General features: G+C 58.6%; 10 protein-coding genes. 4 read left to right on the top strand and 6 right to left on the bottom strand.

Features of this window, described 5'->3' with window-relative positions:
- Positions 1-404 precede the first annotated feature (404 nt).
- Positions 405-3,272 carry an RNA polymerase-associated protein RapA gene (gene rapA, locus PG900_RS19570; RefSeq protein WP_270802789.1) on the top strand — a complete coding sequence of 956 codons (2,868 nt, stop codon included), beginning with the start codon at positions 405-407 and terminating at the stop codon, positions 3,270-3,272.
- A 109-nt stretch (positions 3,273-3,381) separates the two neighbouring features.
- Positions 3,382-4,038, top strand: coding sequence for a bifunctional tRNA pseudouridine(32) synthase/23S rRNA pseudouridine(746) synthase RluA (rluA, locus tag PG900_RS19565; RefSeq protein WP_270802787.1), 657 nt, complete (start codon positions 3,382-3,384; stop codon positions 4,036-4,038).
- Between the two features lie 73 nt (positions 4,039-4,111).
- Here the strand turns inward: rluA and PG900_RS19560 are convergent, their stop codons facing one another.
- From PG900_RS19560 to PG900_RS19540, 5 genes are all read right to left on the bottom strand, one after another.
- Entirely contained in the window at positions 4,112-4,300 is a 189-nt protein-coding gene (locus PG900_RS19560) for a hypothetical protein (protein WP_073348952.1), read from the bottom strand.
- 58 nt (positions 4,301-4,358) lie between these two features.
- Positions 4,359-6,290: a putative bifunctional diguanylate cyclase/phosphodiesterase gene (locus PG900_RS19555; protein WP_017410616.1), complete on the bottom strand. Its 1,932-nt coding sequence runs from the start codon at positions 6,288-6,290 to the stop codon at positions 4,359-4,361.
- A gap of 23 nt (positions 6,291-6,313) precedes the next feature.
- Positions 6,314-6,811: a hypothetical protein gene (locus tag PG900_RS19550; protein WP_016349563.1), complete on the bottom strand. Its 498-nt coding sequence runs from the start codon at positions 6,809-6,811 to the stop codon at positions 6,314-6,316.
- 95 nt (positions 6,812-6,906) lie between these two features.
- Positions 6,907-8,541 (bottom strand): chaperonin GroEL, encoded by a 1,635-nt coding sequence (groL, locus tag PG900_RS19545; RefSeq protein ID WP_011704804.1) that lies wholly within the window; start codon positions 8,539-8,541, stop codon positions 6,907-6,909.
- A gap of 41 nt (positions 8,542-8,582) precedes the next feature.
- A complete protein-coding gene (locus tag PG900_RS19540; RefSeq protein WP_005309514.1) occupies positions 8,583-8,876 on the bottom strand; it encodes a co-chaperone GroES in 294 nt (97 codons plus the stop codon).
- A gap of 182 nt (positions 8,877-9,058) precedes the next feature.
- Here PG900_RS19540 and PG900_RS19535 point away from each other — a divergent pair, with 182 nt between their 5' ends.
- Complete coding sequence (locus PG900_RS19535) at positions 9,059-10,459, top strand: MATE family efflux transporter (protein ID WP_270802784.1); 1,401 nt, start codon at positions 9,059-9,061, stop codon at positions 10,457-10,459.
- Positions 10,460-10,482: 23 nt separating this feature from the next.
- Here PG900_RS19535 and PG900_RS19530 read toward each other — a convergent pair whose 3' ends face one another.
- On the bottom strand, positions 10,483-10,959 hold the full coding sequence (locus PG900_RS19530) for an FxsA family protein (RefSeq protein WP_024946196.1): 477 nt from the start codon (positions 10,957-10,959) through the stop codon (positions 10,483-10,485).
- A gap of 449 nt (positions 10,960-11,408) precedes the next feature.
- Between PG900_RS19530 and aspA the strand changes: the two genes are divergently transcribed.
- Positions 11,409-12,851 carry an aspartate ammonia-lyase gene (aspA, locus tag PG900_RS19525; protein WP_011704801.1) on the top strand — a complete coding sequence of 481 codons (1,443 nt, stop codon included), beginning with the start codon at positions 11,409-11,411 and terminating at the stop codon, positions 12,849-12,851.
- Positions 12,852-12,949: the final 98 nt, after the last annotated feature.

Here is a 12,949-nt window from a genome sequence, read left to right as displayed (position 1 = left end):
AGCTTTTGGCTGCTGCGGGAGTGGCATTCTACTCAACCGCCTTCTCGAGTCAAGCCTTATTTGCAAAGGCTTTTCGAGGTTACCGACCCGGTTGTTTGCGTTGCCGCTTGCCGTGTCGATGGAGGCGCATTATAGGGATCTGGATCACGCTTGCAAGAGGGTTTTCGAATTAAATTCGAGAAATCAGTTCGACCGTTCAATAATCACCCAAACAGATGACTTATTCAGCAAGTCTGCCTTTATATAGCAACACCCCTCTATCTTTAGCCATAGGTGAGCACGTCGGTTCGCCCCACCCGATGAATGACACCTGCCACCTCTATATCCATGGTGATCGCGCTCACGCCTTCGGGTAACATAGCGCCCCTTTGCGATTCACACACTCTTGGGCTTTGGAGAGTTTAATGCCTTTTGCACTTGGCCAGCGTTGGATTAGTGATACAGAGACGGATCTGGGGTTAGGGACTGTCGTTGCTGTTGAAGGACGCATGGTTACCTTGTTGTTTCCGGCTACCGGTGAAAACCGCATGTATGCCAAAGAAGAGGCGCCGGTGACTCGGGTCAGCTTCAATGTGGGCGATCAGATAACCAGTCACGAAGACTGGACCATGACGGTCGAAGAAGTGCAGGAGAAAGACGGCCTGCTTATATATGTCGGTGTGCGTACCGACAATGATGAGCCCGTTGCCCTCAAGGAAGTGTTTCTCAACAACTTCATCAAGTTCAACAAGCCGCAGGATCGCCTGTTCGCCGGCCAGATCGATCGGATGTCCCGCTTTACCCTGCGCTACGAGGCGTTGATCAACCAGCACCAGCGTCGCCGCAACCCGACTCGCGGTCTGGCCGGTGGCCGGGTCAGCCTGATCCCACACCAGCTCTATATCGCCCATGAAGTGGGTCACCGCTACGCCCCGCGCGTGTTGCTGGCCGATGAGGTGGGTCTGGGCAAGACCATAGAAGCGGGCATGATCATTCACCAGCAACTGCTCTCCGGCCGCGCCCATCGCGTGCTTATTCTGCTGCCCGAGACTCTCCAGCACCAGTGGCTGGTCGAAATGCTGCGCCGCTTCAACCTGCACTTCTCTCTGTTTGACGAGGAGCGCTGCATCGAGGCGTTCGCCGATGCGGAGAACCCCTTCGAGACCGAACAGCTGGTGATCTGCAGCCTCGACTTCCTGCGCAAGAAGCGTCGTCGCTTCGAACAGGTGCTGGAGGCCGAGTGGGATCTGCTGGTCGTCGACGAAGCCCATCATCTGGAGTGGAGTGAGGAAGCGCCGAGCCGTGCCTACGAAATGGTAGAAGCGCTGGCCGAACAGGTGCCGGGCGTGCTGCTGCTGACCGCCACCCCGGATCAGCTGGGCCACCAGAGCCACTTTGCCCGTCTGCGCCTGCTCGACCCGGAGCGTTTCTACGACTACGAGGCCTTCCTCGCCGAGGAGCAAGCCTACGGTCAGGTCGCCAGCGCGGCGCAAGAACTGCTGGATGGCGAGACCCTGAGCGATGAAGCCAGGCAGATCCTCGCCAGCCAGCTGAAAGGGCTGGACTTAAGCGATGCAGCCGCCCGTCAACAGGCGGTCGCCAAGCTGCTGGATCAGCATGGCACCGGCCGGGTGCTGTTCCGTAACAGCCGCGCCAATATTCAGGGCTTCCCCGAGCGTCACCTCAACGTCTACCCCATGCCGCTGCCGGAGCAGTACAAGACCGCCATCAAGGTGATGGGCATGATGGGTGGCAATGGCGGCGATCTGCAGACCCGCGCCCTGCGCTACCTCTATCCCGAGAAGATCTTCCAGCAATTCGAAGGCGACAACGCCACCTGGACTCAGTTCGACCCGCGCGTCGAATGGTTGTTGGAGCTGTTGCTCTCTGCCCGCCAGCAGAAGGTACTGGTGATCTGCTCCGAAGCAGCCACCTCCATCGCGCTGGAAGAGGCGCTGCGTACCCGTGAAGGGATCCGTGGTGCCGTGTTCCACGAAGGGATGTCTATCCTCGAGCGAGACAAGGCCTCAGCCTATTTCGCTCAGCAAGAGGGGGGCGCTCAGGTACTGCTCTGCTCCGAGATCGGCTCAGAGGGTCGCAACTTCCAGTTTGCCAGCCATCTGGTGCTGTTCGATCTGCCGCTCAACCCGGATCTGCTGGAACAGCGTATCGGCCGACTGGATCGCATCGGTCAGCAGAATACCGTCGAGATCCACGTGCCCTACCTGGAAGGAACTGCCCAGCGCGCCCTGCAGCTCTGGTATCACGATGGTCTGGATGCATTCGAGCAGACCTGCCCGACGGCCCGCCCGGTATTCGAAGCGGTACGTGACGAGCTGTTCGAGCTGCTGGCCGCCAACACAGGCGATCAGGCCCCCCTCGACGCCCTGCTGGTCAAGACTCGCGAACTCCACGAGCCGCTCAAGGCCCGGCTGGAACAGGGTCGCGATCGCCTGCTGGAGATCCACTCCAGCGGTGGCGCCGCAGCCCAGCAGCTGGTCGACAAGCTGGCCGCCGAAGATGACGACACCGGCATGATCTCCTTCGCTCTCAAGATGTTCGACGAGATCGGCGTCAATCAGGATGACCGTGGCGAGAACGCGCTGGTGCTGACCCCGGGGGATCACATGCTGGTCTCCAGTTTCCCGGGCCTGCCGCAAGATGGCATGACCATCACCTTCGATCGCAACACCGCTCTGTCGCGGGATGACATGGCGCTGCTCTCCTGGGATCACCCCATGATGCGTGGCGGTATCGACCTGATCCTGGGCTCCGAGATCGGTGCGACCTCGGTCGCCCTGCTCAAGAACAAGGCGCTGCCCATCGGCTCCATCCTGCTTGAGCTGATCTTCGTTGCCGAGTCTGCGGCCCATCCCCAGCTCTACCGCTTCATGCCGCCAACACCAATCCGTCTGCTGATGGACAAGAACGGCCAGAATCTGGGCGAGAAAGTGGCGTTCGATGCCTTCAACCGCCAGCTGACGCCGGTCAATCGCCACCTCGGCAGCAAGCTGGTCACCGCCTCCCAACCGGTGATCCACGGTCTGATTGGCAAGGGCCAGGCCATTGCCGAAGAGCTGAAAGGCGGGATTGTCGACAAGGCCCGCGCCCAGATGGCGCAGACCCTGCAACAGGATCTGGATCGACTGGAAGCGCTCAAGGCGGTCAACCCGAACGTGCGCGACAGCGAACTGGATTATCTGCGCAATCTGCAGGCAGAATTGCACCACCTGATCGATCAGACCCAACTCAAGCTGGATGCCATCCGCTTTATCGTGGTCACCCATAACTGACGCGATACTGAAGAGACATGACCGGCCCATGCCGGATGCCATGCCCTTTATGATTGTGGTTACTCATAACTGATGGGGGCTTGCCCCCACCTTCTGATGCGAGACATTTATGTTTGAATACTCACCGCCTCTGGAACCCTGGCTCGATATCCTGTTCAAGGACAAGGACATCATGGTGGTCAACAAGCCCACTGGCCTGCTGAGCGTCCCCGGGCGCGGCCCCGAGAATGAAGACAGCGTCCTGCATCGGGTGAAACAGCAGCACCCCAAGGCGGCGGCGGCTCATCGCCTCGACATGTCCACCACTGGCGTCATTGTCATTCCCCTCAATCCCAATTCCCATCGGGAGCTGAGTCGGCAATTTCGCGAGCGCGAGACCGAGAAGCACTACCTCGCCTGGGTGTGGGGCGAGCCGGAGGCAGCGTCGGGTCAGGTCGACCTGCCGCTCTGCGTCGACTGGCCCAACCGCCCGAAGCAGAAGGTGGACCACGAGGAGGGCCGTCACGCTCTTACCCTGTGGGAAAAGTTGAAGGTAGAGAATAGTAACAGCCTGATCAAGCTGACTCCCATCACGGGTCGCTCGCACCAGTTGCGCGTCCACATGCTGGAGCTGGGGCACCCGATTCTGGGTGACAATCTCTACGCCCATCCGGATGCGCTGGCGGCTGCCCCCCATCTCTACCTGCATGCGGCCAGTCTAACCATCAGCCACCCCCGCAGCGGCGAGCGGATGACCTTCGAGGCGCCAGCCCCTTTTCCGGTCTGAGCCAAGATAGACATCGCGATATCGCAGACATAAAAAAGCCCCCATCGACTGGATGGGGGCTTTTTCGTTAGGGTCAGACGCGAATATCGATGTTACTTCCCAGAGAAGCGTTGGCCGATGTCGGTGCAACCGGTGCTGATTGAGCTGCTGTTTGCAGCAGTTTCAATGCAGATTCACCTTCTTGGGTCTGTTGTTTCTTGGCCAGGCTGGCCGTCATCAATGCAGAACCAAATGACGCAGATGCAGAACTAGATATATCCATGGTGTACCTCCTGCTTTAAGACTATCGGCCATCTTGGACCAAGCATGAGCCATTTTGGCTAAATTAAATACGCCTTGTCGGGTTGGCGTCGCTCCAGCCACTCCTCTTCCATCTCCAGCAGTGTTTGATAAACCTTCTCCGCCTGTTCTGGGCGGCTGAACAGATAGCCCTGACCATAGAGATGAATATCAGTGAGGGTGCGCAACACGTCGAGCTGAGCCTGAGTTTCTATCCCTTCACACACCAGACTCTTGCCCAGCATGGAACCCATCCGGCAGATGTTGGCGACCAGCTCGGATGCCTCGATGGACGTATCGATCCCCTGGATGAAGGAGCGATCGATCTTCACCTTGCTGACCGGCAGCTTCTGCAGATAGCTGAGCGAGGAGTAGCCGGTACCAAAGTCATCCAGTGCCAGCTGTACCCCCTGCTGATTGAGGTCCTGCATCAGTTGCAGGGAGTTTTTCACCTCGCGCATGGTGGTGTCTTCCGTCACCTCCAGCACCAGACTGGCGGCAGGAATATGGTGGTCCATCAGGGCCTTGGCAACCAGCTTCAACAGATTGCGCTGATACATGCCGGGCGAGATATTCACGCACATCTGCAAATCAACCAAACCCAGTTGCTGCCACTGATAGAGCTGCTCGCAGGCCGTGTTCAATACCCAGCTGCCCAGCTTCTCGGCCAGCTGGAACTCCTCGGCAACCTGGATCACCTCGTTGGGTGGAATGAAACCCAATTCAGGGTGACGCCAGCGCAGCAAGGCTTCCACCGCCTCGCAGCGGCCACTCTCGAGATTGACGATGGGCTGGTAATAGAGCTCGAGTGCATTGTGCTCGAGCGCCATGATCATGTCGCTTGCCAAATGCTTGCGGCGCGCCGTTTCATTGAGCAACGAGTTGTCGTAGATGACGTATGGCACATGGGTCTTGCGGCTGTGAAACAAGGCCTGCTCGGCCCGGCTGAGCAGCTCTTGAGTCTGCTTGCTGTCCATCGGGAAGAAGGCGATACCGATGCCCACCTCCAGGCGGAACGGATAGTTGTCGATGATGATGTCCTGCTTGAGTGCATGCAGCAGGCGGGCCACCAGCTCCCTCACCTGGCGCAGGTCACTGCTTTCACGCTGGATCATGGCAAACTGATCGCCGCCCAGCCGGGCCACCCACTCACCGTTTTCACACAAACTGCGCATTCGCTTTGCCAGCTCCTGCAGCAGGAAATCACCGGTGTTGTAGCCGAACTTGCTGTTGATGTCGCGAAAATCGTTGATGTCCACCAGCACCAAGCCAAACGGCGTCTCCTTGGTGGCGTAGGACTCCATCTTCTCCAACAAGGCCAACCGGTTAGAGAGCCCGGTCAGGGGATCGATCCGCGCCGCCCTGAAATGACGGCGGGCCTCACGGATCAGCAAGCCGCTCAGCAACATCACCGACAGCACCAGCCCTGACACCATGAACAGCAGCGCATTGCGCAGTTGGCCAAAGCGCTTGTCATTGCCTGAATAGACGTTGATGTTCTTCTGCATCACGGAGGCGAGAGAATAGGAGAGTGGCTCCTGCAGAGGAACCAGGCGCATCAATATCTGCTGATAATCGGGTGTCCCCGCCTTCAGATTGGTGATATTGGGCTCCATCTCGCGGATATTGCTTTCGATCAACTGCACCAGCCGCAAGGTCTTCTGCTTGTCCTTCATGCTCTGACGCAACTGGCCACTGAGCAGGATGGGGGTACGGCTCCACAGGATGTCGTAGCGCAGCATCAGGGTATCGTGATCGATGCCGCCATAATGGTAGATCTCGACGGAGTTGAGGAAGCGCCCCAACTCCAGTTGCAACTGCATCAGGGCCCAGGAGACGTCATAGGTGTACCTCTCCATCACTCGGGTCGCATTCTGTATCTGCGCGAGGCAATAGAGGGTGCTTCCCGTAAACAACAGGATGGATAGGTAAAGAACGATGAGTAAAGGCCACGCCTTGGTCTTTGCTTTCACTCGTACTCCCGCAAGCCGCTACATCAATGCTGAATATCAATGGCATTCAGTTGCCAAATCATCATGTCGGTAAACTCAGAGCGTTTCAGCTCGGGATACTGATCCAGCGGTAGGATAAACCAAAGCGGTCCCTTATTCCGTACCCGCATGGTGACCCCGTCATCTTGCCAGGCCAGAATCGGGTCGTATTGCCTGACCTTATCCCAGTTGATCCTGATCTGAAAACTGTTCAAGGCCGTCAAGGTGATCGCCTTGCCATCCGCACCGACGGCAGCCAAGACATCGGCCAGCTTGGGCCCCACATATTTGTGTGGTTTGTCGACCCAGGGATTGCTGGTCACTATCTCATGCTGCGGCAGGGCCTTGAGCATGGCGAGATCGAAGGAGACCACCCCCTCCGTTGCTTCGGCCGGCAGCACATTACCGGTCACCTTCAAAATGACGGGCCCCTGTGGCGCCTCAAGTGCCATCACCGGCATGGCCAGAGAAAACAGTAATGGAATCAAACCCAGTACACGCATACTCACCTCTGATTAAGTCACTGACAATAGACTCAGTTTAGTCGCCATAAAAAAAACGGCCCGCAAAAGCGAGCCGTTTGGTAACCAGGGCTGAATTACATCATGCCCATGCCGCCCATGCCGCCCATGTCAGGCATGGCAGGGGCATCTTTCTTCGGCAGCTCGGAGATCATGCACTCGGTGGTGATCATCAGGCCGGCGATGGAAGAGGCGAACTGCAGGGCAGAACGGGTCACCTTGGTCGGATCCAGGATACCCATGGCCAGCATGTCACCGTACTGTTCGGTGTAGGCGTTGTAACCGAAGTTACCTTCACCGTTCTTCACCGCGTTGGCGATGACGGAGGCCTCTTCACCAGCGTTGATGACGATCTGGCGCAACGGGGCTTCCATGGCGCGCAGAGCGACCTTGATACCCACGTTCTGGTCTTCGTTGTCGCCACGCAGGCCAGCCAGTTTGGCGGCCACGCGTACCAGTGCAACACCACCACCGGCAACCACACCCTCTTCTACTGCGGCGCGAGTCGCGTGCAGGGCGTCGTCAACCCGGGCTTTCTTCTCTTTCATCTCGACTTCGGTGGCAGCGCCAACCTTGATCACCGCAACACCGCCAGCCAGTTTGGCTACGCGCTCTTGCAGCTTCTCGCGGTCGTAATCGGAAGAGGTCTCTTCGATCTGCTGACGGATCTGGGCCACACGGCTCTCGATCAGGGATGCATCACCCACGCCATCGATGATGGTGGTGTTCTCTTTGGTGATGACGATGCGCTTGGCACGGCCCAGGTCTTCCAGGGTCGCTTTTTCCAGCTCCATGCCCACTTCTTCGGAGATCACGGTACCACCGGTCAGGATGGCGATATCCTGCAGCATGGCTTTGCGACGGTCACCGAAGCCAGGTGCCTTGACGGCCGCGACTTTCACGATGCCACGCATGGTGTTGACCACCAGGGTCGCCAGCGCTTCGCCTTCCACGTCTTCGGCCACGATGATCAGCGGCTTGCCCGCTTTGGCTACGCCTTCCAGCACCGGCAGCATTTCACGGATGTTGGAGACTTTCTTGTCGACCAGCAGGATGAAGGGATCGTCCAGCTCAACGGCACCGGTTTCCGGCTTGTTGACGAAGTACGGGGAGAGGTAGCCACGATCGAACTGCATGCCTTCTACCACGGCCAGCTCGTCGTCCAGACCCTGACCGTCTTCAACGGTGATGACGCCGTCACGACCGACTTTGTCCATGGCTTCGGCAATCAGCTTGCCCACTTTCTCGTCGGAGTTGGCGGAGATGGTGCCGACCTGAGCGATGGCATTGTTGTCAGCACACGGCTGGGACAGCGCTTGCAGCTCGGCAACGGCGGCCACTACGGCCTTGTCGATACCGCGCTTCAGATCCATCGGGTTCATGCCGGCGGCAACGGCCTTCAGGCCTTCGTTGACGATGGCTTGAGCCAGTACGGTAGCGGTAGTGGTACCGTCACCGGCGGCGTCGTTGGCCTTGGAAGCAACTTCCTTGACCATCTGGGCGCCCATGTTCATGAACTTGTCTTCCAGCTCGATTTCACGGGCAACGGAGACGCCGTCCTTGGTGATGGTCGGCGCGCCGAAGGACTTGTCCAGTACCACGTTGCGGCCTTTCGGGCCCAGGGTCACCTTGACGGCATCGGCCAGGATGTTTACGCCTTCCAGCATCTTGCTGCGTGCTTCGTTGCCAAACTTGACTTCTTTAGCTGCCATTTCTTCAATCCTTCAATCAATTCGCAGGGGGAAAGGGTGGATTACTCTTCGACAATCGCCAGGATGTCGGTTTCAGACAGGATCAGTACGTCCTGACCATCCAGCTTCTCGGTCTTCACACCGTAGCCTTCGTTGAAGATCACCTTGTCACCAACCTTGACGGCGAGGGCTTTGACATCGCCATTATCCAGAATTCGGCCAGTCCCCACGGCAAGAACTTCACCACGGGTGGACTTCTGGGCCGCAGTACCAGTCAAGACAATGCCGCCAGCGGATTTGGCTTCAGCTTCGATGCGCTTGATGATGACGCGGTCGTGCAGTGGACGAATTTTCATCGATAACTCTCCCAAAATGAGTCTCTGTGTTGCTTTGAGGAATGGCCATTCCTGGCCAAATTAGATATGTCTCCGATGTGGGGCACGTTTGTTAACCCTTCAAGGGCAAATACAAAAAAAATATTTTCACGTACTATGAACGTCTTCGATGGATCTCCCGAAGTCCCGGTCAGGAAACCGGTTTGTGCTGCCCGCAGCCAGAACTCCGCCAGACGTACAGAGACGAGCCCGTGACCCGACCCAATCCCCTGCTGACTGCCCCCATGACGTCCGTATTGCTGCGCATGACGGGTCCGATGATCCTCGGCATCGTCGCCATTCTCGCCTTCAACCTGGTCGACACCTTCTTCATCGGCATGCTGGGCACCCAGGCGCTGGCCGCCATCAGCTTCACCTTTCCGGTGACCTTCGTGGTCACCTCGCTGGCGATGGGACTGGGGGCCGGCCTCTCTGCGGTGATGGGTCATGCGCTCGGCCAGGGCAAGCATGATGAAGCCGCCCGCATCACCACCGACAACCTGTTTCTGGCCGTGCTGCTGGTCACCCTCATCGCCCTGGCGGGGGCGCTGACCATACACCCGCTGTTCCGGTTGCTCGGCGCCAGCGATGAGCTGATCGCCCTCATCTACGACTACATGCTGATCTGGTATCTGACCGTCCCCATGCTGGTGCTGCCCATGGTGGGCAATGCCGCCATCCGGGCTACCGGCGATACCAAGACCCCCAGCCTGGTGATGACGGTGGCCGGGCTGGTCAACGGCGTGCTGGATCCCCTGCTCATCTTCGGCATAGGCCCCTTCCCCGCATGGGGGATCCGCGGCGCCGCCATCGCCACCTCCCTCTCCTGGTTGATGGCCATGCTGGTCAGCCTCTATATATTGCGCCACCGGGAAGGACTGCTGCGCTGGCGCCTCTCCCCGCGTCCGCAGTTGCTGGCCCACTGGCGCGCCCTGCTGCACGTGGCGGTGCCCGCCTCCTTCACCAACATGCTCAATCCACTGGCCAACGCCGTGCTGATGACCATCTTCGCCGGGTTGGGGACGGAAGTGGTGGCCGCCTACGGCGCCGCATCGAGAATGGAGGCCCTGCTGCTTATCGTGATGATGGCGCTCTCCTCCGTGCTGGCCCCCTTCATCTCGCAGAACTGCGGGGCGGGCAACCCGGCCCGTGCCAAGGCGGCGCTGCAGTTTTGCATGCGCTTTGCCCTGCTGTTCCAGCTGGCGGTATACGGACTGACCTGGCTGCTGGCTCCCTTCATCGCCGAGCTGTTCAGCAGTCATCCGCAGGTGGTGCGCCTCATCGTGCTCTATCTGCACCTGGTGCCCATCGGTTACGGCTTTCAGGGCATGGTGATGCTGCTCGCGTCCGCCTTGAATGGCGTGAGGGCTTCCAGCGTCTCCTTCCTGTTCAACGGGTTGCGGCTGTTTGTCTTCTTGCTGCCAGGGGCCTGGCTGGGGGCGAAACTGGGAGGGGAGCAGGGGATCTATCTGGGCATTCTCGTGGCCAATCTGGCGGCGGGCACCCTGGCCTGGTGGTATGCCCGCCACCGCTTCGAGCAGTTGTGCCATCAGGGCAGGCCCTGATGGCTGGGAAGTAAGCGCAGCAGTTACTCCTTGCGCTCGAACTCCCCTTCGATGGTGGTGCCGCTGCGCGGAGCTTGACCCGGCTGGTCATTGCCCGGCACCTCGTCAAACGGCTGCTGACGGGCCTGAAAACCGCCCATCTGCATCTTGAACTGGTTGCTGCCGATCAGCTTGTCGGCCAGCTTGTTGCGCAGCCAGGGCTGCAGCAACAGGATGCCGAAGAAGTCGGTCACGAAACCCGGGATGATCAGCAGCAGACCGGCCAGCGCCAGCATCATGCCCCCCATCACCTCACGCCCCGGCATCTCCCCCTGCTGCATCTTCTGCTGCGCGTTGAACAGAGTCTTGATCCCTTCGCTGCGCACCAGCGAGGAGCCCAGCACCGCCGTCAGAATGAGCAAGCCGACGGTCGGCAAGGCACCGATCACGGAGCCGACCTCGATCATCACGGTGAGCTCAAGCACCACCAGACCGACCAACAATAGAAACAACTTGCCCATAACAACCTCAGTGCGGATGAATGTGAATGAACCGCTGGCGAAGTGCCACAACCGTTGATGCCGTTGCCAACCCGCCATGGTATCGGTTCCTGTTGATTAAAATGGGGGGTGACGCGCATTTTTCAAGTCCACAGGGTGACGGGGCGCCGGATCCGCAGAAAAACCGGCCTGCCAGACTGTGATTGAAGTCATTGTTCTGTCAAAGTAAATCGGTTGATTGCATTATCTGTTTAATGACCACAAGTTATTTGAGGTTGTCTCAAATTTAGTGATCCAGGTCTAATATCAGATACCTCAATTGGGGTAATATCGACGCCAGTAATTAAGGGGGCAAAAAAGCCCCCAACCGCCCCACTCGATGTGTGGTGCTTCAGGATGAACCGTGCGTAAGGAACTCGCGACCACTCGGTGAGGATCGTTTCCATTTATCTGATTTCTGAGGCATTACAATGAGCGACATCAAGAACGTCCGCATTGAAGAAGACCTGCTGGGCACCAAAGAAGTTTCCAACGATCTCTACTACGGTGTGCATACCCTGCGCGCCGTTGAGAACTTCAAGATCAGCACTCAGAAGATTTCTGACGTTCCGGAATTCGTCCGCGGCATGGTACTGACCAAGAAGGCCGCCGCCCTGGCGAACGGCGAACTGGGTACCATCCGTCCTGAAATTGCTGACAAGATCGTAGAAGCCTGCGACCTGATGCTGAACACCGGCAAATGCTTCGACCAGTTCCCGGTCGACGTTTACCAGGGTGGTGCCGGCACCTCCGTCAACATGAACACCAACGAAGTACTGGCCAACATCGCCCTTGAAATCATGGGCCTGGCCAAGGGTCGCTACGACGTCATCAACCCCAATGACCACGTCAACAAGTGCCAGTCCACCAACGATGCCTACCCCACCGGCTTCCGCGTGGCCGTGGTCAACAGCACCGACACCACCCTGCACGCCCTGGAAGCACTGATCGCCGCCTTCGATGCCAAGGCCGCCGAGTTCAAGGGCATCCTGAAGATGGGTCGTACCCAGCTGCAAGATGCGGTGCCGATGACCCTGGGTCAGGAGTTCCACGCCTTCGCCGTCACCCTGCGCGAAGAGATCAAGTCCATCAAGCGTTGCCAGGAACTGCTGCTGGAAGTGAACCTGGGCGCCACCGCCATCGGTACCGGCCTGAACACCCCGCCCGAGTACTCCGCCCTGGCCATCAAGCGCCTGGCCGAGATCACCGGTCGTGCCTATGTCCCGGCTGAAGATCTGATCGAAGCGACCTCCGACTGCGGCGCCTACGTGATGCTGCACGGCGCCATCAAGCGCATGGCGATGAAGCTCTCCAAGATCTGTAACGACCTGCGTCTGCTCTCCTCCGGCCCACGTACCGCACTTAAAGAGATCAACCTGCCGGAAATGCAGGCTGGCTCCTCCATCATGCCGGCCAAGGTCAACCCGGTCATTCCGGAAGTGGTCAACCAGTCCTGCTTCAAGGTATTCGGCAACGACGTCACCATCACCTTCGCCGCCGAAGCCGGTCAGCTGCAGCTGAACGTCATGGAGCCGGTGATCGGTCAGGCGATGTTCGAATCCCTGAGCCTGATGGAAAAAGCCTGCATCTCCCTGCGCGAGAAGTGCGTGGAAGGCATCACCGCCAACCCGGAAATCTGCATGAACCACGTGCTGAACTCCATCGGCATCGTGACCTACCTGAACCCCTTCATCGGCCACCACGAAGGCGACATTGTCGGCAAGATCTGTGCTCAGACCGGCAAGAACGTCCGTGAAGTCGTGCTGGAGCGCGGCCTGCTGACCGCCGAGCAGCTGGATGAAATTCTCTCCATCGAGAACCTGATGAACCCGCAATACAAAGCCAAGCGTTATACCCGCGAAGCCACCGTATAAGCGAGCAAATGGGCCGGGTTTATCCCGGCCCATAAAGTCAGTTCCCGATAGGTCTTGCCCAGCCCCATCGGGAATTGGCTTTTCTGCCAAATAAAACC

It is taken from the genome of Aeromonas sp. QDB03 (genome assembly GCF_027707985.1).
GTDB lineage: Bacteria > Pseudomonadota > Gammaproteobacteria > Enterobacterales > Aeromonadaceae > Aeromonas > Aeromonas hydrophila.
This window is presented reverse-complemented; position numbering and strand designations above follow the sequence as displayed.